Source organism: Achromobacter sp. GD03932 (genome assembly GCF_029839485.1).
Lineage (GTDB): Bacteria > Pseudomonadota > Gammaproteobacteria > Burkholderiales > Burkholderiaceae_B > Achromobacter > Achromobacter bronchisepticus_A.
Map to the genome: position 1 here is coordinate 60058 of NZ_JAOCAT010000018.1, position 21034 is coordinate 81091.

General features: G+C 66.2%; 22 protein-coding genes. 11 read left to right on the top strand and 11 right to left on the bottom strand.

All coding sequences use genetic code 11. From position 1 onward, the window contains the following. Positions 1–3: 3 nt before the first annotated feature. The 4 genes from N5C88_RS17755 to N5C88_RS17770 form a co-directional block, all read right to left on the bottom strand. Positions 4–3120: an efflux RND transporter permease subunit gene (locus tag N5C88_RS17755; RefSeq protein WP_118932571.1), complete on the bottom strand. Its 3117-nt coding sequence runs from the start codon at positions 3118–3120 to the stop codon at positions 4–6. 33 nt (positions 3121–3153) lie between these two features. Next, positions 3154–4242 carry an efflux RND transporter periplasmic adaptor subunit gene (locus tag N5C88_RS17760; RefSeq protein ID WP_280015899.1) on the bottom strand — a complete coding sequence of 363 codons (1089 nt, stop codon included), beginning with the start codon at positions 4240–4242 and terminating at the stop codon, positions 3154–3156. A 180-nt stretch (positions 4243–4422) separates the two neighbouring features. After that, positions 4423–4884 (bottom strand): ribonuclease HI, encoded by a 462-nt coding sequence (gene rnhA / locus N5C88_RS17765; RefSeq protein WP_059372942.1) that lies wholly within the window; start codon positions 4882–4884, stop codon positions 4423–4425. Between the two features lie 57 nt (positions 4885–4941). Continuing rightward, on the bottom strand, positions 4942–5715 hold the full coding sequence (locus N5C88_RS17770) for a class I SAM-dependent methyltransferase (protein WP_118932570.1): 774 nt from the start codon (positions 5713–5715) through the stop codon (positions 4942–4944). Between the two features lie 20 nt (positions 5716–5735). Between N5C88_RS17770 and gloB the strand changes: the two genes are divergently transcribed. The 4 genes from gloB to N5C88_RS31440 all read left to right on the top strand — a co-directional run bounded on the left by gloB (position 5736) and on the right by N5C88_RS31440 (position 9469). After that, positions 5736–6557: a hydroxyacylglutathione hydrolase gene (gene gloB / locus N5C88_RS17775; protein WP_059372934.1), complete on the top strand. Its 822-nt coding sequence runs from the start codon at positions 5736–5738 to the stop codon at positions 6555–6557. A gap of 7 nt (positions 6558–6564) precedes the next feature. Continuing rightward, on the top strand, positions 6565–7983 hold the full coding sequence (locus tag N5C88_RS17780; RefSeq protein ID WP_059372931.1) for a transglycosylase SLT domain-containing protein: 1419 nt from the start codon (positions 6565–6567) through the stop codon (positions 7981–7983). Between the two features lie 292 nt (positions 7984–8275). After that, positions 8276–8908: an ATP-binding protein gene (locus N5C88_RS31435; protein ID WP_347881402.1), complete on the top strand. Its 633-nt coding sequence runs from the start codon at positions 8276–8278 to the stop codon at positions 8906–8908. 12 nt (positions 8909–8920) lie between these two features. Beyond that, positions 8921–9469: a hypothetical protein gene (locus tag N5C88_RS31440; protein WP_347881403.1), complete on the top strand. Its 549-nt coding sequence runs from the start codon at positions 8921–8923 to the stop codon at positions 9467–9469. A gap of 68 nt (positions 9470–9537) precedes the next feature. On the opposite strand, the gene N5C88_RS17790 is transcribed toward N5C88_RS31440, so the two are convergent. Beyond that, the gene (locus N5C88_RS17790; RefSeq protein ID WP_280015900.1) at positions 9538–10470 is read right to left on the bottom strand and encodes a pyridoxal-phosphate dependent enzyme; all 933 of its coding nucleotides are present in this window, start codon (positions 10468–10470) and stop codon (positions 9538–9540) included. A gap of 25 nt (positions 10471–10495) precedes the next feature. Then, positions 10496–11569 carry a succinylglutamate desuccinylase/aspartoacylase family protein gene (locus N5C88_RS17795; RefSeq protein WP_280015901.1) on the bottom strand — a complete coding sequence of 358 codons (1074 nt, stop codon included), beginning with the start codon at positions 11567–11569 and terminating at the stop codon, positions 10496–10498. Positions 11570–11676: 107 nt separating this feature from the next. Between N5C88_RS17795 and N5C88_RS17800 the strand changes: the two genes are divergently transcribed. Together N5C88_RS17800 and fabI are read left to right on the top strand one after the other, a co-directional pair. Continuing rightward, positions 11677–12573 carry a LysR family transcriptional regulator gene (locus tag N5C88_RS17800; protein WP_280015902.1) on the top strand — a complete coding sequence of 299 codons (897 nt, stop codon included), beginning with the start codon at positions 11677–11679 and terminating at the stop codon, positions 12571–12573. Between the two features lie 104 nt (positions 12574–12677). After that, the gene (fabI, locus tag N5C88_RS17805; protein ID WP_013391441.1) at positions 12678–13463 is read left to right on the top strand and encodes an enoyl-ACP reductase FabI; all 786 of its coding nucleotides are present in this window, start codon (positions 12678–12680) and stop codon (positions 13461–13463) included. A 48-nt stretch (positions 13464–13511) separates the two neighbouring features. Here fabI and N5C88_RS17810 read toward each other — a convergent pair whose 3' ends face one another. Further along, positions 13512–13910, bottom strand: coding sequence for an OsmC family protein (locus N5C88_RS17810; protein WP_059372921.1), 399 nt, complete (start codon positions 13908–13910; stop codon positions 13512–13514). A 189-nt stretch (positions 13911–14099) separates the two neighbouring features. Here N5C88_RS17810 and N5C88_RS17815 point away from each other — a divergent pair, with 189 nt between their 5' ends. Then, the gene (locus tag N5C88_RS17815; RefSeq protein WP_280015903.1) at positions 14100–14780 is read left to right on the top strand and encodes a tellurite resistance TerB family protein; all 681 of its coding nucleotides are present in this window, start codon (positions 14100–14102) and stop codon (positions 14778–14780) included. Positions 14781–14802: 22 nt separating this feature from the next. Here N5C88_RS17815 and N5C88_RS17820 read toward each other — a convergent pair whose 3' ends face one another. Beyond that, complete coding sequence (locus tag N5C88_RS17820) at positions 14803–15789, bottom strand: tripartite tricarboxylate transporter substrate binding protein (protein ID WP_118932566.1); 987 nt, start codon at positions 15787–15789, stop codon at positions 14803–14805. 78 nt (positions 15790–15867) lie between these two features. Beyond that, positions 15868–16752 carry a carboxylating nicotinate-nucleotide diphosphorylase gene (gene nadC / locus N5C88_RS17825; protein WP_251877984.1) on the bottom strand — a complete coding sequence of 295 codons (885 nt, stop codon included), beginning with the start codon at positions 16750–16752 and terminating at the stop codon, positions 15868–15870. A 247-nt stretch (positions 16753–16999) separates the two neighbouring features. On the opposite strand from nadC, the gene N5C88_RS17830 reads away from it, so the two are divergent. Then, entirely contained in the window at positions 17000–17266 is a 267-nt protein-coding gene (locus tag N5C88_RS17830) for a ribbon-helix-helix domain-containing protein (protein ID WP_118932565.1), read from the top strand. Further along, a complete protein-coding gene (locus N5C88_RS17835) occupies positions 17266–17541 on the top strand; it encodes a type II toxin-antitoxin system RelE/ParE family toxin (protein ID WP_118932564.1) in 276 nt (91 codons plus the stop codon). The genes N5C88_RS17830 and N5C88_RS17835 overlap by 1 nt, the downstream gene beginning before the upstream one ends. 44 nt (positions 17542–17585) lie before the next feature. Here N5C88_RS17835 and N5C88_RS17840 read toward each other — a convergent pair whose 3' ends face one another. Continuing rightward, positions 17586–18515: a hypothetical protein gene (locus N5C88_RS17840; protein ID WP_280015904.1), complete on the bottom strand. Its 930-nt coding sequence runs from the start codon at positions 18513–18515 to the stop codon at positions 17586–17588. 199 nt (positions 18516–18714) lie between these two features. Between N5C88_RS17840 and N5C88_RS17845 the strand changes: the two genes are divergently transcribed. After that, complete coding sequence (locus tag N5C88_RS17845) at positions 18715–18942, top strand: hypothetical protein (protein ID WP_059372911.1); 228 nt, start codon at positions 18715–18717, stop codon at positions 18940–18942. A gap of 51 nt (positions 18943–18993) precedes the next feature. On the opposite strand, the gene N5C88_RS17850 is transcribed toward N5C88_RS17845, so the two are convergent. After that, positions 18994–19899 carry a LysR substrate-binding domain-containing protein gene (locus tag N5C88_RS17850; protein WP_280015905.1) on the bottom strand — a complete coding sequence of 302 codons (906 nt, stop codon included), beginning with the start codon at positions 19897–19899 and terminating at the stop codon, positions 18994–18996. Positions 19900–20040: 141 nt separating this feature from the next. On the opposite strand from N5C88_RS17850, the gene N5C88_RS17855 reads away from it, so the two are divergent. After that, positions 20041–21030, top strand: a complete 990-nt coding sequence (locus tag N5C88_RS17855; protein ID WP_280015906.1) for a tripartite tricarboxylate transporter substrate binding protein — start codon at positions 20041–20043, stop codon at positions 21028–21030. Positions 21031–21034 lie beyond the last annotated feature (4 nt).

The following is a 21034-nucleotide window of genomic DNA, read 5'->3' on the forward strand; positions in this document are numbered from 1 at the left end:
AACTTATTCCGACGCTTGGGCAGGCGCGGCGGGCTGCGCGTGCGGCGCCGGAGCGGGGTCCGGATGATGCGCTGCGCTGCCGGCCTGGCCGGGTTTCTTGCGTGCGGTGGCGATCAAGGTGTAGGCCACCGGCACGACGAACAAGGTCAGTAGTGTACCCAGCATCAGCCCGCCCACCAGAACCCAGCCGATCTGCTGGCGCGATTCCGCCCCCGCGCCCGTGGACAAGGCCAGCGGCACGGTGCCCAGCACCATGGCGCCGGTCGTCATCAGGATGGGGCGCAGGCGCAGCACGCTGGCTTCGACCACCGCCTCGAACAATTCCTTGCCTTCGTCGCGCAGCTGGTTGGTGAATTCGACGATCAAAATGCCGTGCTTGGTGATCAGCCCCACCAGCGTGATCAGGCCGATCTGGCTGTAGATGGACAAGGTGCCGCCGGTCAGCCACAGCGCCAGCAGCGCGCCGGTCATGGACAGCGGTACCGACAGCATGATGATGAAGGGATTGCGCCAGCTTTCGAACTGCGCGGCCAGCACCAGGTAGATGAAGGCCAGCGCCATGGCGAAGACCAGGTAGATGCTGCCGGAGGAATCGCGGAACTCGCGCGACTGGCCGTCCAGGTCGGTGACGATGGTGTTGGGCAGCACCTCGCGCGCCACCTGATGCATGTGCGTCAGGACTTCGCCCAGCGCGTAGCCGGGCGCCACCGCGCCGTCGATCTTCACGGCGCGCAGGCGGTTGAAGTGGTTCAGCGATTGCGGCGACACGCCCTCATGCACGCCCAGCAGGTTGTCCAGCTGCACCATGCTGCCGTCGCGCGCCCTCACGTAGATGCCCGAGATGTCGGTGGGGTTGGCGCGGTCGCGTGGCGTCACCTGCACGATCACGTCGTACTGTTCGCCTTCGTCCTTGTAGCGCGTGACCTGGCGGCCGCCCAGCATGGATTCCAGGGTGCGGCCCACGGTGTCCACATTGGCGCCCACGTCGGCCATCTTGTCGCGGTCCACGCGCACCCGCAGCTCGGGCGTATTCAGGCGCAGGTCGGTGTCCAGGTTGATCAGGCCGGGATACTTGCGCAACTCGGTCAGGAACACTTCGGTCAGGCGCGACAGCTCGGCGTAGGACGCCTGGCTCATGATGATGAATTCCACCGGCTTGGAACGCGCCGACTGGCCCAGCGACGGCGGGTTGGTCGGGAATGCGCGCACCCCGGGCAGCGAGGCGAATTGCGGCTGCAGCTGCTGCGTGATGGCCTGCTGCTTGCGGCTGCGCTCTTCCCAGGGTTTCAGGCGCAGGATGGCGGTGCCGTCGGTCACGGTAGGAAAGCCCACGGTCACCTGGCTGCCGCTGGCCTCCGGAATGTCGGAGTAGAACTTTTCGATGCCCAGCATGCTTTCCAGCGTGTAGTTCAGCGTCGCCCCTTCAGGCGAGCTGACGATGCCGAACACCACGCCGCGATCCTCGATGGGCGCCAGCTCGCTCTTGACCACCTTGAACAGCACGCCGCTCGCGGCCGCGACCGCCAGGCCGATGGCCACCACCACCCAGCGGTGGCGCAAGGCCAGCGCCAGCGCGCGCCGGTAGCCGTTGCTCATGCCGTTGAGCCAGCCTTCGATCAGGTTGTACCAGCGGCTGTGGCTGCTCTGGTGGCGCAGCAGCACCGAGCACATCATGGGCGTAAGCGTCAGCGCCACGAAACCGGACACCAGCACGGCGCCGGCCAGCGCCAGCGCGAACTCGATGAACAGCCGTCCGGTGCGGCCCGTGGCGAAGGCCAGCGGCGCGTACACGGTGACCAGCGTCATGGTCATGGCGACCACCGCGAAGCCGATCTCGCGCGAACCGCGTAGCGCGGCCTCCTTGCGCGGCATGCCCTCTTCGATGTGGCGGAAGATGTTCTCCAGCACCACGATCGCGTCGTCCACCACCAGGCCGATGGCCAGCACCATGGCCAGCAGCGTCAGCGTGTTGATGGAAAAGCCGAACAGGTACATCAGCGCGCAGGCGCCCACCAGCGACACCGGAATGGTGACGATGGGGATGATGCTGGCGCGCAGGTTGCGCAGGAAGAAGAAGATCACCAGCACCACCAGCACGATGGCTTCGCCGATGGTGTGGAACACGGAATCGATGGAGCGTTCGATGAACACCGACGAGTCGTACGCGATGTTCAGCTTCATGCCGGCCGGCAGGTTCTCGTTCAGGCGCGCCACTTCCTCGCGCGCCGCCTTGGACAGTTCCAGCGGGTTGGCGGTGGACTGGCGCGTCACGCCGATGTTGATGGCGGGCTTGCCGTTGAAGCGCGACAGCACGCGGTCGCTGGCGGCCGCGATCTCCACGTTGGCCACGTCGCGCATGCGAACCGGATAGCCTTTGACGTTGGCGACGATCACGTTCTCGAACTGCGCGGGCGTCTGCAGGTCGGTAGAGGACACCACCGAGAACTCGCGGGCTCGCGATTCGATGCGGCCTGCCGGAATCTCGACGTTCTGGCTGCGCAGCGCGGCCTCCACGTCCTGCACGGTCAGGCCGTAGGCGGCGAGCTTGTCGCGGTCCACGTAGATGCGCATGGACGGCAGGCGTTCGCCGAAGACGCGCACCTCGGCCGCGCCCGGCAGCACCGACAGGCGGGTCTTGATGTAGCGGTTGATGTAGTCCGAGGTCTGGATCGCGGAATACGATCCGGACTCCACCGCGATATAGATGATGGGTTGGGAGTCCGCTTCGACCTTGCCGATGATGGGCTCGTCGATCTCGTCGGGCAGGAAGCGCCGCGCGCGCGAAACCTTGTCGCGGACTTCCGCGGCCGCGGCGTCCGGGTTGCGGGACAGGTTGAACTTGATGTTGATGAGGCTGCGTTCCGAGCGGCTGCGCGAGGTCATCACGTCCACGCCTTCGATGCCGGCCAGCTGGTCTTCCAGCGGCTTGGTCACCTGCGACTCGATCACCTCGGGCGAAGCGCCCTTGTAGGTGGTGTCCACCGACACGATGGGCTCGTCGATCTTCGGATACTCGCGCACGGTCAGGCGCGAATATGAAATCAGGCCGATCAGCACGATGATCAGCGACAGGACCGATGCGAACACCGGCCGCTTGATGCAGGTTTCCGAGATACGCATTGCGCTACCGCCAAAAATGGAAAAAGGCCGGCGTCACGCGCCGTTGCCCAGAACGGTCACCGCGGCGCCGTCCGTCACCCGCTGCAAGCCCGACACCACCAGTTGGTCGCCCGCCGCCACCCCGGTCAGGATTTCGACGCGGCCCTCGCGGCGCTCGCCGATGGTGACCTCGCGCCGCTCGGCCACGCCGTTCTTGACCCGGTAGACGTACTGCGTCGCGCCCGAGGGCGACAGCGCGGCTTCCGGCGCGACCAGCGCCTTGTCCTGGCTGAACTGCAATTGCACTCGGGCGAACATGCCCGGGCGCAGCACCGCATCCTTGTTGGCGACCGTGGCGCGCAGCAGGATGGAGCGCCCGCCCGCGTCCACCAGCGGGCTCACCGCATAGACCACGCCCTGGCGCTCCTGGCCGGGCAGCGCGTCCATGCGCAGCGTCAGCGGCTGGCCCACGCCCACCTTGCTCAAATACATTTCAGGGACGCGGAAGTCGACCTTGAGCGGATCGATCGCCTCCAGCGGGGCCAGGTCCTGGCCCTGGTTGACGTAGTCGCCCACCGACACGCTGCGCAAGCCCGCAATGCCGCCAAATGGCGCCGAGATCGTCATCTTGTCCAGCCGCGCCTGCGCCAGCGCCACGGCAGCTTCCTGCACCTTGAGCGTGCTGCCGGATTCGTCGCGCGCCTGCTGGCTGACGAAGCCCTTGCCCTGCAGCTCGACCGAGCGCCGGTAGTGGCTTTGCGCCAGCGTCAGGTTGGCGCGGGCCTGGGCCAGCTCGGCGCGCGGCACGGAATCGTCCAGGCGGATCAGCACGTCGCCGCGCTTGACCGGCTGGCCTTCCTTGAAGTCGATCGACTGGATGCGGCCCGCGACCTCCGGCCGCAGCACCACGGACTCGTCGGAACGCAGGCTGCCCACGGCCGAGATGCCGCGCGCGAAAGGAATTTCCTGGGCGGCGGCCACCTCGACCCGGACCGGCACGGCGCGCGTGACCAGGGGCGCTTGAACGGCGCCGGGTTGCGGACTGGCGGTTCCGTGGTCGAGCCAGCGCGGCACAAAAATGCCGAGCGCGGCCCCCGCGGCCAACCCTGCCGCTACGGCGGCGAGCAGTACTGCTTTTTTCATGCGCGAATGTGGCGGTATTGCGGCGCGGGCCTGGCATGCCCCCACGCGGACTGCGCCGCAGGAACTGGAATGAGGGTTGGCACTTTAGCACCCGGATTTACATACTGGAACAATCCTGAAGCCGGATGAAAGAACTAAATCCGCCCCAGAGGGCGGATTCGAGGGTATATCCCGATGCCCTCAGCCCCGGCGGGCCGATTCCACGCCCATATTGGCCAGTTGGTCGGCCCGTTCGTTGCCGGGATCGCCGGCATGGCCGCGAACCCAGCGCCAGGACACGGTATGGCGCTGTACCTGTTCGTCCAGCAGTTGCCACAGCTCGGCGTTCTTGACCGGCTTCTTGTCGGCCGTCATCCAGCCGCGCCGCTTCCAGTTGGCGAGCCATTCGGTCATGCCCTTCATCACATACTGGGAGTCCGTATGGATGGTGACCGTGCACGGACGCTTGAGCGCGCGCAGGCCCTGGATGACCGCCAACAGTTCCATCCGGTTGTTGGTGGTCTGGAGTTCGCCGCCATGCAGGGTCTTTTCGTGGCTGCCGGCGCGCATCAGCACGCCCCAGCCGCCCGGACCGGGATTGCCCTTGCAGGCGCCGTCGGTCCACATTTCCACTTTCTGCTCGTTCGCTTTGTCGTCCTGCATGGTGCTGCTTGGTATTCCTTGCAAAAAAATTGGCCCCGCGGCGCGGGGCTGGGCCCATCAGGAGCCGTCGTCCGCGTGGCGGTTGACCACCACGGACGCGGCGCGGGCGCGTTTGGGCTTGGCCTTCTTCCAGGCCGGGCCAATGATACGCATGCCGGCCACCCGCTTGACGGCCGACACCAGATAGACCGCGCCGCCCACGCTCCACCAGCGGGCGCCCGCCGACTCCAGGAAGGACCAGCGCTGCAGCCACTTTTCGCTGCGGCAGGCCGGCGCGTAGCAGCCGAAGTGGCTGCTCTCGACCTCGAGCGACAGCAGCTTGAACCAGTCCTTCAGGCGCGGCAGGGACACCTGGGATGACGGCGGCTGCGGCAGCCAGGGTTCCATGCCGGGCATGCGCGTGCGCGCGCCCCACATGCTCCAGGGATTGAAGCCCGAGATCACCACCCGCCCTTCGGGCACCAGCACGCGCTCGACCTCGCGCAGCACGTTGTGGGGATCCTCCGCGCACTCGAAGGCATGCGGCAGGATCAGGAGGTCCACGCTCTGGGACTCGAACGGCAAGGCCTCGGGTTCGGCCAGCACCACCCGCGACTGCCAGGCGGCCGTGCTTTCCGCGGACGGGGTCTCGCCGCCCACGTAGCCCTTGAAGGGCATGCGGTTGGCGCGCAGCAGATTCATGTCCGCCAGGCCCACCTGCCAGGCGTAATATCCGAACACGTCCGCGACAGCCGCGTCGAACTGCGCCCGCTCCCAGGCCAGCACGTACTGTCCCGGCGGCGTCTGGAACCATTCGGCCAGTTCTACAATCGGCGGAGTATCTTCTGCCACGTTCTATTCCTTCGAATCCCATGCAAGCCTTGACCGCCCCCACAGGCGGCCGCGATCGCAACGCCGCGGTCTTGCCGCTACCCGCCTTCAATGACAACTACATCTGGGCCATCGTCCGCGGCAATGAAGCCGCCGTGGTGGATCCCGGCGACGCCGGCCCGGTGCTGCACTGGCTGGCCCAGAACGGCTTGAGACTGCGCGCCATTCTACTCACGCACCATCACGGCGACCACGTGGGCGGCGTACCGGAATTGTCCCGCATCGAGGGCATCACCGTATACGGCCCCGCGCATGAGCAGCTGCCGCGCTGCGACGTGCGCCTGGCGGAGGGCGACCGCGTGGCGATCCCGGAACTGGACCTGGACCTGGCCGTGCTGGACGTTCCCGGACACACCGCCGGCCACATCGCCTACTACGGCCGCGCGGCCGGTCTGGAGCCGGTTCTGTTCTGCGGCGACACCCTGTTTGCGGCGGGCTGCGGCCGTCTTTTCGAAGGCACTCCGGCGCAAATGCATGATTCTTTAGGGAAATTTGCTGTTTTACCGCCAGATACACAGGTTTTTTGCGCACACGAGTACACTTTAGCGAACTTGCGCTGGGCCTTGGCAGTCGATCCGGCCAACCGCAGCCTGCAACAGTGGCACCAGCAGGCCCAGCAATTACGAGCAGAAGGTCTTCCCACGCTTCCGTCCACCATCGGGCAGGAACGCGCGGCCAATCCGTTTTTGCGCACGCAAGAAGTTGAGGTCGTCCACGCCGCAGAGCGCTGGGCCGGCCGCAGCCACGCTACGCCGGTAGAGGTTTTTGCCTCCCTTCGTGAATGGAAGAACGATTTCAAGTGACAACCTGATGAATCTATCCCGACTCCTTCTGCCGCTCATGCTGGCAGTCCTCGCCGGTTGCGCAGGAACCAAAGCCCCCGATAGCAAGAACCTCACCACCAATTCGCAAGGGCGATACATCGCCCGCGACACGTCCCGGACGGTTGACCTGACCAACCCGCCCGCCGACGCCTGGGACCGCATCCGCCGCGGTTTCGCCATTCCCAACCTGAACACCGACCTCTCGCAGCAGTGGACCGACTACTACGCGTCCCACCCCGAGTCGGTGCAGCGCATGGCGGAACGGGCCGGCAAGTACCTGTATTTCATCGTCGACGAGATCAACCGCCGCGGCCTGCCGACCGAGCTGGCGCTGCTGCCCTTCGTCGAAAGCGCCTACAACCCGACCGCGCTGTCCCGCGCCCAGGCATCCGGCCTGTGGCAGTTCGTGCCGGCCACGGGCCAGCACTTCAACCTGAAGCAGGACTGGTGGCGCGACGAGCGCCGCGACCCCATCGCCTCGACCAACGCGGCGCTGGACTACCTGGAAAAGCTGTTTGAAATGCAGGGCGACTGGTACCTGGCGCTGGCCTCGTACAACTGGGGCGAAGGCTCGGTGCAACGCGCCATGGCCAAGAACGAAGCGGCCGGCCAGGGCACGGACTACCTGTCCCTGAACATGCCCGACGAAACCCGCAACTACGTGCCCAAGCTGCAGGCCATCAAGAACATCATCGCCGATCCGCAGCGCTATGCGGTGGCCCTGCCCCCGGTGGGCAATACGCCCTACTTCGTGACGGTCCAGAAGAACAGCGACATCGACCTGGAAATCGCCGCCAAGCTGGCGGAAATGCCGCTGGACGAATTCAAGGCCCTGAACCCCTCGTTCAACCGCCCCGTGATCCGCGGCGACCACGGCCCCACCCTGCTGCTACCGGCCGACCGTGTCGAAATCTTCAACGCCAACCTGACCAACTACAAGGGCGATCTCAGCGCCTGGAAGATCTACCACTCGCGCCGCGGCGAATCCTACGCCTCGATCGCCAAGCGTTTCGGCGTGAGCGAAGCCACGCTGCGCCAGACCAACGACATCGGTTCGCGCCAGAAATCCGCCTCCGGCCAATCCCTGCTGGTGCCGGGCGAGCCCGGCACGGGCGGCGTCCAACTGGCCTCGCTGGCCACGCCGGTGGGCGCACTGGACTCGGCGCCGTCGGACAACAAGGCTGCCGCCCCGCGCGGCCGCGCCGCCCAGGCGCCGGCTGCCCGCGTGGCCAGCGCCCGCCCCAATGTCCGCACCCACAAGGTGCGCCAGGGCGACACGCTGTTCTCGCTGGCCAAGCAGTACGGCACCTCGGTCGACGCGCTGCGCGCGCTCAACAACATCAAGGGCAGCGCCCTGAAGGTGGGCTCGCAGCTGCGCGTGCCGGGTACCAACGCCCGCGGCTGATTGGCGCAGAAACAATAAAGACGCACCATGAAACGACCCCAGAAGTTGGACTAGTGTCCGACTTCTGGGGTCGGTCCATTTTCGGCCGGTGATTTCTATGGAAAATTGCTCCCAATCGGCCGAGAAACCATGCGTCGTCAAGCGCAAGCGCAACAAGCTGCATAGGGAACGGCCCGCAGTAGATTGATTGGCAGGTTCGCTTGCCGCATACCTAGCTCTCTTCTCTTAGACTTGTTGATAGCGAAATTAGTGAAATTATCGATTTAGGATAATTTCGCTAATTTCCGTACACATGAACCCTGTCCTGAACCCATACGCGCCAGGCGCAGGCAGTCCCCCTCCCGAACTCGCGGGACGTGACCACATCCGCGAGGACGTGCGCGTGTGCTTGGAACGCCTCAAGCTGGGCAAGCAAGCCAAGAGCGTCTTGTTGCTCGGCCTTCGCGGCGTCGGAAAGACAGTGCTCTTGGACAAGATGCGATCCGATGCGGAAGATAGAGGCGCGCACACCGTTCGCGTCGAGGCCCCTGAGAACAAGTCATTGCCAGCACTACTGGCGCCCCAACTGCGTTTGGCCCTCCTGCGCCTAAGCAGAGTGGAGGCCGCCAAAGATATCGCGATCAGGGGGCTAAGAGGTTTGGCCGGCTTCGCAAGAAGGCTCAAGGTCTCGTTTACGGACATCGAAGTCGGCTTCGATTACGAACCAGAACCCGGTCTTGCCGACAACGGAGACTTGGAAGAGGACCTTGCAGCGCTGCTTGAGCAAGTTGGCCGTGCAGCCCGAGCAGCGGATACCGTGGTCGCCCTCTTCATTGATGAACTCCAATACGTTGAAGAAGCGCAACTGGCGGCACTGATCTCCGCGCTGCACCGGTGTGCTCAACAGCAGTTGCCCGTTACCTTGGTCGGCGCAGGACTACCTTAGCTGCGCGGTCGCATGGGCCAGGCGAAGTCCTATGCGGAACGACTGTTCAAATTTGCCGAGATTGGGGCGTTGAACACGGCTGACGCAACGTTGGCCATCAACGTGCCGGCAAACAACGAGAACGTCGAAGTTGAGCTAGCCGCGATCGATTCGATCATTGCCGTAACGCAGGGGTATCCATACTTCCTGCAAGAGTGGGGAAAATGCGCATGGGATGTCGCAACGGCGAGCCCGATCACTGCCGAAGACGTCGAGAACGCGTCTCGCGAAGCCGTCGCAGCATTGGATGAGGGTTTTTTTCGCGTCCGATTCGATCGGCTTACTCCAGCCGAAAAAAAGTACTTGCGCGCCATGGCGGAATTGGGACCCGGCCCTCACAGATCCGGTGATATTGCGCAACAGCTAGGCCGGCCCGTTGCCTCCTTTGGACCCGTTCGTGGCTCCCTGATTGTCAAAGGCATGCTCTGGAGTCCCACTCATGGCGACACGGCATTTACCGTGCCTATTTTCGACGAATTCATGAAACGCATCATGCCCGGAGACAGCTGGCAGACGAACTGAGGTCGATACATGGAGGCACTAGGGAGCGGTCCTCGAAGACGCCCCCTGAAAGCGCCAAAACCAACTCCTTAACCTCTAACACCCGCGAACTGCGCGCTCCATTGCGCCAGTTGGCCCGCCGTGACGCCCACGCCGCCGCACAGGATCACCGCCACCGAGCGGGCGTTCTTCAGAAACTCCGAACCGCTGTCCAGCGCCGCCACCGAGGCGCCGCAGGCGGGTTCGACCAGGATGCGGTGCTCCAGCAACACGTCTTCGCAAGCCGCCACCGCGGCGGCATCCGACACCACCACGCTCTCGATGGAATGTTCCTTGGCCAGGTCCAGCGCGCGGTCGCAGACCTGCCGCGCGCCCAATGAGGTCGCAATGGACCGGATCTCGGGCAACAGCACCGGCGCCCCCGCGCCCAGGGCCTGGGCATAGGAGTCGGCGCCGGCCGTCTCGGCCGCGATCACCGGCACGTCCGCCCAGCCGTTGCGCCGCAGGCCCTCGACCACGCCGCACAGCAGGCCGCCGCCGCCGACCGAGCAGATGACCGCATCCGGTCGGCCGCCTTGCCGGGCCAGCTCGTCGATCATGGTTGCGTGTCCCTCCCACAGCAAGGGGTCATCGAAGGGATGCAGGAACGCGTCCGCCTCCGTCATGAGTTCCAGCGCGCGGGCGTTGGCTTCCATCCAGGAAGCGCCATGCACGATGACTTCCGCCCCTTCGGAACGGATCAGGCTCTTGGCGCGTTCCGAGGTCGTGGCAGGCACCACCACGGTCACCGGCGTGGCCAGCATGCGGCCGGCGTAGGCCACCGCGTACCCGGCGTTGCCGCCGGACGAAGAGATGAAGCGCCGGGCGCCGCGGGATTTGTAGATCTGGCACGCATGGCCTATGCCGCGGGCCTTGAACGAGCCGCTGGGCTGCAGCGCCTCCATCTTCAGGCGCACGTCCTTGCCGCTGCGCAGGGAGAAGGCGCGGGATGCGAGCGCCGGGGTTTCGATATGGATTGCCATGTTCCGTTCTTCAAGAATGAGTAAATCAGACCGCGCTGGCCACGACGCAACAAACGTTGCCGGGCACGACGATGCCGGGATGGCGCTTGGCGAAGATGACGCCGCTGGTCCCGTAAACCAGTTCAACCGGCGCACGCCGCGGATCGAAGGTCTGGTGGATTCGGCCTGCGGGCTGGCCGGCCTCGACGGCCTCGCCATGCCGATGATAGGCCTCGAACACGCCGCGATCCGAGGCGATGACATAGGACTTCGCGCCGCTGACCTTGCACAGGGGCGCGGGCTGCGCCGCCAGCGGCTGGGCGCAAGCCTGGTCCAGCACACCCCAATGCGCCAGCACTCGCAGCGCGCCGGCGCGGCACAGCGCGAGCGCGCTGTCGGTCACGGTGCCGCGTCCCGCCATCTCGGTGCTGACGCAGGTAAGCCCCGCCGCCACCGCCGAAGCAACGCTGGTGCGCGTGTCGCCCAGCGTGTCCAGCATCACGTTGAAGGGCGCGCCGAAGGCCATCACGGCATCGATGTTGCGCTGGGTTTGCGCGGCATCCTGCGAGGGCTGCACCAGGGCGCTGGGAATGATGTCCAGCGACGAACCGCCGGAATGCAGGCTGAGAAACGCGTCGCCGCGCGAGAACAGTTCGTCGCTGACGTAGGCGGCGATCTGTTCCGTGATGCTGCCCGCATGGTCGCCGGGAAACGTGCGGTTCAGGTTCTTGCCGTCCAGCGGCGAGGTGCGCAGGCCGGCTTCAGCCGCCGGCGCGTTGAGCGCGGGCATGATGATCAGGCGGCCCCGGACGCGGTCCAGCGGCAGGTCGCGGATGAGTTCGCCCAGCACGATCTGGCCTTCGTACTCGTCTCCATGATTGCCGCCTTCCAGAATGACGGTGGGGCCGTCGCCATTGGCCAGCACCGCCATGGGTATGCGCACCGTGCCCCAGGCGTCTTCGTGCGGCGACTGCGGGATGTGCAGGAAGCCCGCCTGGCGTCCAGGCGCGTCGAGATCGATGTCGGTGAACGCCGTCGCGCAGTGCGGGTTGCGCGCCGGCAGATGCGCGACCCGCCGGTCACGCAATAGAGGCGACTCGCGGAATGTCGGTTTCGTCATAGACCTTTTGGGTATACGTTATGGGTTTCGATCGGGAAAATATAGGTATTTGACCGATCAGCAACAAATACTTTTGATGTTTTGTACATATGCCCAGGAGGCATGGCATGGAGTTGAGGCAGTTGCGCTATTTCGCGGCGGTGTGCGCAGCCGGCAGCGTGGCGGGCGCGGCGAAAGCGTTGCATATCGCCCAGCCCGCGCTGTCGCGCCAGATGATGGCGCTGGAAGAGGAGTTCGGCGCGCAACTGCTGGTGCGCTTGCCGCGCGGCGTGGCGCTCACGCGCGCCGGCGAGGCGCTGCTCGCCCAGGCGAAACTGATGCTGGCGGGTTCTGTAACCCTGCGGGCGCAGGTGGCGCTGGCGGCCCACGGCAAGGCGGGCTCGCTGAAGATCGGCATCATGCCCGGCTACAGCTGGCTGCCCGGCCTGGGACAGGCGATCGCCGCCCTGTCGCGCGCCTCGCCCGACACCGACGTGCAGCTGGAATCCGGCCTGTCGGCCTGGCAGCTCGACGCGATCAAGCGCCACGAGCTGGACGCGGGCGTCGTCGCCTGGCGCTCTCCGCTCGACGGCGAAGTGGAAGGAATGAAAATCTATGAAGACCGCATGCTGCTGGCCATGCCCGCGGCGGTGGCGCGCAGCGTCGGCAAGATCCGCACGCTCAAGGACCTGGCGGGCCAGAGATTCATCCTGTTCCCGCGAGCCGGATCGCCCTCGCACTATGACGCGCTGGTCCGCATCCTGAAGGCCGCCGGCATTCCGGTGACACGCCCGGCCGCCGTGGCGACCGATCTTCCCACCATCCTCGGCCTGGTGTCGGCCGGACTGGGCTGCGCCGTCATTCCCGCCTCGTTCCGGCAACACGGCCCGGCCGGCGTCGTCTTCAAGGAAGTCGGCGGCATAGACCTGACGTTCGACCTGGAGCTGGTCTGGCGCGCCGACCAGCGCGATCCCTTGCTCGCCAGTTTCGTACGCCTGTTCCCGCCGCCCGGAAAACCGTCCTGAGGCCCATGCCAGTCGGACGCGTCCCAGGGATTTTCATATCGCGAAACCGCGCAAACTCCTTAAAATAGGCGGATTCCAGAGGGAAAAAATCAAAGGATAGAAATATGGGCTTTCTCGCCGGCAAGCGCATCCTGGTCACCGGGGTGCTTTCCAACCGATCCATCGCCTACGGCATCGCGCGCGCCTGTCACCAACAAGGCGCCGAACTGGCGTTCACCTACGTGGGCGACCGCTTCAAGGACCGCGTAGGCGAATTTGCCGCCGAATTCGGCAGCAAGATCGTGCTGCCCTGCGATGTGGCCGAAGACAGCCAGATCGAAGGCGCCTTCGCCGAACTCGGCCAGCACTGGGACGGCCTGGACGGCCTGGTGCACTCCATCGGCTTCGCCCCGCGCGAAGCCATCGCCGGCAACTTCCTCGACGGCCTGTCGCGCGAAGGCTTCCGCATCGCGCACGACATCTCGGCCTACAGCTTCGCCGCCATGGCCAAGGCCGCCCTGCCGCTGATGGAAGGCCGCAACGGCTCGGTGCTGACGCTGACCTACCTGGGCGCCGAACGCGTGGTTCCGAACTACAACACCATGGGCCTGGCCAAGGCCTCGCTGGAAGCCAGCGTGCGCTACCTGGCGACGGCGCTGGGCCCGCGCGGCATCCGCGCCAACGGCATTTCCGCCGGCCCCATCAAGACGCTAGCCGCCAGCGGCATCAAGGACTTCTCGGCCATCCTGAAGTTCGTGGAAGCCCAGGCTCCCCTGCGCCGCAACGTCACCATCGAAGACGTGGGCAACGTCGCCGCCTTCATGCTGTCGGACCTGGCCGCCGGCGTGACGGGCGAGATCACCCACGTGGACGCCGGTTTCTCGACCATCGTCCCGGGCATGGAAGACTGAGTCCGCGCGCGGCGGGGCCGCCGGCCCCAGCCGCCGCAGCCGGCCTGGTCAGGCCGGCTGCACCACCACGGTCGACACCTGCACGTCCACCGCCGTCATCAGCTTGTGCACCGGGCACTTCTCGGCCACCGCCAGCAATTCGTCTACCTGCGCGTCGGACAACTCGCCGTTCAGCGTCAGCTTGGCCGTCAAGCGGTAGATCCCCTTGCGCTCCTCGCTGGCGTCGCGCACCACCTCCACTCCCACCGACTCCAACGGCAGGCCCTTGCGCTGCGCGTAGACCATCAAAGTCATGGCCTTGCAGCCGCCCAACGCGGTATCGAAGTAGTCGTGAGGATCGGGGCCGGCGCCGGCAGGCTGGGGCATGTCCAGCGGCAGATCGTGGCCTTCGGCCGTGGCGGTGAATTGCAGCGTGTTGGGCGCATTCTGGCGCACGCGGATGCTCATGGGTCCTGTCTCCTGGTAACGGGTCCTGACGGGCGGCCGCCGCGGCCGCCCCCAGACCACGTTGTATCACCTGGCGGGCGCGCAAGGACGACCCAGGCAGAAGCAACTGACTGTAAGCTGAACTTCTGCCGCCCACTCCGGTCGGATATCTCTATCCGCAATACCTGAGCAAACTTTAAAGGGGGCCGCATGAGCGCCAGACAACTCCTCGATCAACTGCTGCAGTCCGGGCAAGGGCTGCTGTCGGACACCACCAGCCGGGTGCAGAACGCCACGGGTGGCAAGGGCTCGTCCTTCCTGACAGGCCTCGGCGGCGGCGCGCTGGGCGCGGGCGCCCTGGGACTGCTGCTGGGCAGCAAGAAGGCCCGCAAGATCGGCGGCAAGGTCGCCATGTACGGCGGCATGGCGGCGCTGGGCGCCCTGGCCTACCGCGCCTATGGCGACTGGCAACGCAGCCAGGCCGGCGCGCCTGCCGCTCCCCCGCAGACGCTGGACCGCCTGCCCGCGCCCCAGGCCGAGCAGCACAGCACGGCGGTGCTGACGGCCATGATCGGCGCGGCCAAGGCCGACGGCCACATCGGCCCGGAAGAACGCGCGCTGCTCGAAACCGAGTTGTCCAAGCTGTCTTCGGACGCGCAAGACCGTCGCTGGCTTGAAGCCGAACTGTCGCGCCCGCTGGATCCGTCCGTGATCGCGCAAGCCGCGCAGACGCCGGAAATGGCGGCCGAGATGTACCTGGCCAGCCTGCTGGTAGTGGACGAGGAAAGCTATATGGAACGCGCCTATCTGGACGAATTGGCGCGCCAGCTCAAGCTGCAGCCGGGCCTGAAGGAACAGCTCGAGCAGCACGCCCGGGCCGCCGTGGCCTGAGGCTGGCCGGCCTGCGCCCGGCTCAGTCGGCGCGTAGGCCGATCGCCTGCGTCAAGGCGGTATAACGGTCGATATCCGCATCGATCATGGCTTGGAATTCCCGCGGCGTGCTGCTGGCCGGCGTGAAGCCCTGTTCACGCAACGCCGCCTGCACATCGGGGCGCTGGACGATCTTCGCCACCGCCGCATTCAGCTTGGCCACCACCGCGGGCGGCGTGGCTGCCGGCGCCAGCAGGCCGTGCCACTGGTCCAGCGCGTAGCCGGGCACGCCCTGCTCGGCCACCGTCGGCACCGACGGCAACAACGGCGAACGCGCCGGCGAGGTCACGGCCAGCGCCCGCAACTTGCCGGCCGCAATCAAAGGCGCGGCGCTGGACGCGGTGACCACGCCGACCCCGACCTGGCCCGCGGTCACGTCGGTAAGCGCCGGTCCGCAACCCTTGTAAGGCACGTGCTGCAGAGGCGCGCCGGTGGCGCGCGCCAGCATCTCGCCGGCCAGGTGCTGCGGCGTGCCGTTGCCGCAGGACGCGAACGCCAGCGGCCGGTCCGGCGTGGCGGCGGCCAGCGCATCGTCCAGGCTGCGCCAGGGCGAAACCGCCGGCACCACATACACGGACGGCACGAAGGCCACGTTGATGACCGCCGCAAAGTCCCGCTTGGGCGCGAAGCCTAGATTGCTGTAAACCCCGGGATTGATCGCGAAGGAACTGTTGACCATCAGCAGCGTATGGCCGTCGGCAGGGGCTTCCGCCACGGCGCGCGCGCCGATGTTGCCGCTGGCGCCAGGACGGTTTTCCACCACGACCGCCATGCCAAACTGCTCCTGCAGGCTCGCGCCAATGCGGCGCGCCAGCAAGTCGGTGCCGCCGCCCGGCGGAAACGTCACCACGATGGTGATGGGGTGCGAGGGATACGCGGCGTCCTTGGGCGCTTCGCCCGAAGGCGAATTGCCGCAGGCGGCCAGGGGCAAAACCAGGAACGCAAGAACAGAGCTAAGCAGGCGATTCATGATGCGGGCTTGCAAGCGTCCCTGCGCGGCAAGCGCGCGGGGACATGGGCAATGCCGGCCGGCGGCCGGCGGAAAGGCTCAGGCGTCCAGACCGATGTCGAGCACCTTGGCGCTATGGGTGATCCAACCCACCGCGATCTGGTCCACTCCGGTGGCCGCCACCGCGGCGGCGGTTTCGGGCGTGATGCGGCCCGAGGCTTCAGTAATGGCGCGGCCGCGCGCCATGGCCACTGCGCGGCGCAGATCGTCCAGGCTCATGTTGTCCAGCAGCACCACATCCACGCCCAGAGACAGCGCCGTTTCCAGCTGTTCCAGCGTGTCCACTTCCAGTTCGATCTTGACCATGTGGCCGATGCCGGCGCGCGCGCGCTCGACCGCCGTCGCGACCCCGCCCGCCAGCGCGATGTGGTTGTCCTTGATCAGCACCGCGTCGTCCAGGCCGTGGCGGTGATTGCTGCCGCCGCCCACGCGCACCGCGTACTTCTGCACGGCGCGCAGGCCCGGCATGGTCTTGCGGGTGCAGGTGACGCGGGCGCCGTAGCCTTCAATGGCGCGGGCGATGGACGCGGTGGCGCTGGCCACGCCGCTCAGGTGGCACAGGAAGTTCAGCGCCACGCGCTCGGCCGTCAACATGGCGCGCGCGTTGCCGCTGATGCGGGCGATTTCCGTTCCCGGCTGCAGTTCGCTGCCATCGCGCAGCGCGACCTCGAACTTGATGGCGGGGTCCATGGCGCGAAACGCCAGGCGCGCCAGGTCCAGCCCGGCCAGCACGCCTTCCTGGCGCGCGACCAAACGGGTCTGCGCCGTGGCGTCGGCGGGCACGATGGCATCGGTGGTCAGGTCCCCGGCGCGTCCCAGATCCTCGAGCAAGGCCGCGCGCACCAGCGGCTCCAGCATGACTTCCGGCAGAGGGGGAACGGGCAGTCGGGCGGTGGTCTGAGGCGCTTCGGCTTTAATGCTCATTTTGAGTATTTACCAGTTAAAAAAAGGCGCGCGGGGATTGCGCACCACTTATGCTAGAGACGAGCATAAGGCTTGTCAAGCGTCAGCCATTTTCCGTCCAGTTTGAAATGGCTTGAGTGATCGATTAAATTTTAATCACTGTGATTATTTCGAGATCATTAGCGTGTCATCGAGTCCGACATCTGCCTCGCGCTAATCACGGCGTCGCCAGGAGCAGGCAAGATCAAGTTCTTATTAAAGGTGCAACATGACAGCAGCAACCAAAGTTCTAACCACACACGTGCCGCTTCCGCTTGCCGACAAGGTCGATCAGATGGCCACACGGCTTGAACGCTCGCGCGGCTGGATCATGAAACAGGCGCTTTCGGCCTGGATCGCCCAGGAAGAGGAACGCGATCGGCTAACCCAGGAAGCATTGGCCGACGTAGACGCGGGCCGCGTCGTCGACCATCTGGCTGTGCAGGCGTGGGCGGAAAGCCTGGGCACTGACGAGCCGCTGCCGGTGCCACGTTGATGACGCTCAAATGGACCAGCAAAGCGCTGTCCGACTTAGTGCGCTTGTATGAATTCCTGGCCCCAGTAAACAAATCCGCTGCCACCAGGGCTGTGCAGGCGTTGGCCAAAGCGCCAACCATCCTGCAGACCAACCCGCGTATTGGCGAACAACTGTTCCAATTCGAACCACGAGAGGTGAGAAGAATCCTGGTTGGAGAGTACGAGATTCGCTACGAAATCCAGGATGCGGTTGTCCACGTGCTACGGCTGTGGCACACCCGCGAGAGCCGCTAAAACTCTTGGGTGACTTGGACTCTCAAGCGTGACGCATCTCAACGTCACATTGCCCGAGACAGCGGCAACTTGCTCCCCGCAATAGCGCGCTCCAGCAGCACGTCACGGCGAAAACGGAACAGCTTGGCCGGCCTGCCGGCCGTGCCCGTGGCCATTTCGCCGGTCTCTTCGACCAGCGCCTGCTGCTCGATGAGGCGGCGGAAATTCTGCTTGTGCAGGCCGCGCCCGGCCAGCGCTTCCACGGCCAGCTGCAATTGCAGCAAGGTGAACTGCGCGGGCATCAATTCGAACACCACGGGCCGGTACTTGATCTTGGCGCGCAGCCGGGCGATGCCGGTGGCCAGGATGCGGCGGTGGTCGTGGCGCATGGGTTCGCCGGGCACCACGGCGCCCTTGCCTCCGCGCCGCGCCGCTTCGGGCACCAGCCCCGCTTCGAACAGCAGCTCGTAGCGCTGCAGCACCATGTCCTCGTTCCAGGGCGAGCCGTCCAGCCCGAAGGTGATGGCGGCGCGTTGGCGGCGGCGCATGCGCACGGCCGCATCGCTACTGTCTTCGCACCAGGCGGCCAGGCGCGGCACGATCATGTCTTCCACCAGCGCGGGCGTGCCTGCGCGCCGGTCCTCCCAGGGGAAGTAGCGGTACCAATCCTGCCAGCCCACTTGCGCCACGCCGGTCTCGCCAGCCTCGCGCGTCAGGCCCAGGTAGCTGACCGACATCACGCGCGCACCCGATTCATCGGAGCGGTCGCCGTCGGCGAAGGTGTAGAGCTGCTCCACGTAACCCAAGGGGTGATGGGTCTGCTCCTCCACCCAGGCGCGCAGGCCGGCCTGCAGCGAACGGTGCGACAGTTCGAAGGGGCCAGCCGGCAAGGCGCGCGCATCGTCGGTCGTCAGCACCCGCGGCTCGCCGTTGGTGACGGCGACCAGCACGGCAACGAGTTCAGCATGGACGGAGCGTTCGACGGATTCAGTCAAGGTAGGCGTATGGAAAGTGAGAAACCGGGCGGCTTGCGGCAAGCCGCGAGGCGTCGGAAATTATAAGGTTCGAGCTCCTGCAACAGCCCCTTGCAAACGTGACAGGCATTCCTGCTCCGGGCAGGCCGCGCGGCCCTAAGATGGAAGTGGCAACCAGGCGCGTCGCCATCCCGGGACGCCCGCAAGCGGAGCAGACATCATGTTGAAAACCGCCCCCGATCCGCAGGCGGCCAAGGCCGCCGAAACGGAACACCCCGTCGCCGTCGACCCGCGCAAAGGCACCGAAATCCTGCCGATGGCGGACCACAGCAAGGAGGTCGCCGGCATGCCGCGGCGCGGACGCGCCGTTGCGGAACCCGGCGAACCCGGCATCATCACCCCGGAAGATGACGTGCTGGATACTTCTTACGAAAACCGCAAGAGCTGAGCCGGCGCGATAGCAAGATGATACGCGAGCCGGGCGCGGCCTCCGCAGCGCTCAGGCCGCGCCCGGCTGCGCCTGAAAGCCGCGCGCCAGGATCTCCACGAAAGCTTCGGTCACCGACGACGGCGCGGTCTGTGCGGGGTAAGCCATGCTGACGCGCACCGGCAGGCGCGGCGTGAACGGCCGTATCGCCAAACGGTCTGCGAACACCGCGGCAATGTAGGGATTGACCACGCCCAAGCCGCTGCCGGCGGCAGCCAGCGCGCAGATGGTGGATGAATAGGTGGTCTCGATTTCCGAGGCGGGCTGCGCCCGGTGTTCCTGCATCGCGCCGCGCAGTTGCAGATAGACGTCGTCATCCGCATTGAGCACCAGCAGGCGGCGCCCGTCCAGGTCCATGATGTCGACGGACGGCTGCGCGGCCAGCGGATGGTCCGGCCTCATGACGCAAACCGCCGCGCTTTCATGCAAGACCCGCATTTCCAGCTGCGCGCCGTCCATGGGCGCGGTCGTCACCACCAGGTCGTAGGTGCCGTGCAGCAGCCCTTCCCGCAGATACTGGCTGCCCACGGTCTGCATGTTGATGTGGACCTCTGGATAGCGCTGCGCAAAGGTCTCGATCGCGCCGGGCAGCACGCCCAGCCCCAGCGCGGGGGTGCAGGCCAGCCGCAACACGCCGCTGCCGCTGCGCCGCATCGCGGCGACGCGGTCCTCGATGCGCTCCAGCCCCACGAAATGGCGCTGCACGGTATCGAACAAGTCCTTGGCCTCGCGCGTGGGCCGCAAGCGTCCGCGCTCCATGTCGAACAGCTTCAGGCCGCTGGCCTGCTGCACCTGCGCCAGCAGCCGGCTGACCGAGGGCTGGGTGGTGCGCAGCATCTGCGCCGCGCCGGTAGTGGTGCCGGCCAGCATGACCGCGTGGAAGGCTTCGATCTGGCGGAAATTCAGGGGTCGGCTCATGGCGGGGCAATGTATAGCAAACTTGCATAGCCTATGTTGAAAAAAGAATTTTTTCAAATACCCGCCGACTCCTACACTGGTTTTCCCAAGGGCGCCGCCAGATGCGCCCCCCGCGCTACCCAACCTTCCACGGGAAACCACATGAACCTCCGCCGCTCCTGGCGCCAACTCCTGCAAACGCTGTGCCTGGGCCTGACGGCAGCCGCCCTGCCGCTGGCCGCGCATGCGCAAGCCAACTATCCCGACCGCCCGGTGCGCATCATCGTGCCCTTCACCGCGGGCGGCAGCTCCGACATCCAGGGGCGCCTGCTGGCCGAACACCTGGGCAAGCTCTACGGCCAATCGGTGGTGGTGGAAAACCGCCCCGGCGCCGGCGGCCACATCGGCGGCAAGTTCGTCGCCGACTCGGGGCCGGACGGCTACACCCTGCTGCTCGGCTCCATCGGCCTGCATGCCACCTACGGGGTCTACAAGAACCTCAACTACCAGCCGGCCCGCGATCTGAAGCTGATCACCATCGTGGCCGAAATGCCGCACGTGGTGGTGGCCAACCCCGCGCTGGAAGCCAACACCCTGGCCGAACTCACCGCGCTGGCAAAGGCCAAGCCGGAAACGCTGCACTTCGGCTCGGCCGGCGTGGGTTCGTCCGTGCACATGGTGGGCGAGCTCTACAAGATGGCCGCACAGGCTCCCATCGTGCACATCCCGTACCGCGGCAGTTCCGCCGCCACCAACGACCTGCTGGGCGGCCAGATCCAGCTGCTGTTCGAGAACGTGCCCACCACCATCGGCTACATCCAGGCCAAGAAGCTGAAAGCGCTGGCCATCACCGGCGCCACGCGCTCGCCGGCCCTGCCCGACGTGCCCACCGCCGCCGAAGCCGGCCTGCCCGGCCTGACGGTGACGTCCTGGACCACGCTGGCCGCCAGCAAGGACGTGCCCGATGCGCTGATCGAAAAGATCAGCGACGACCTGCGCCGCATCTACGCCGACCCGGCATTCCGTGAAGGCCTGGAGCGCCTGGGCATGACCCCGGTGGGCAACAGCCCCGCCGACGCGCGCGCCTTCGTCGAACGCGAACGCGCCCGCTGGAACAAGGTCATCGAGACCGAACACATCACCGCGGGCTGAACGC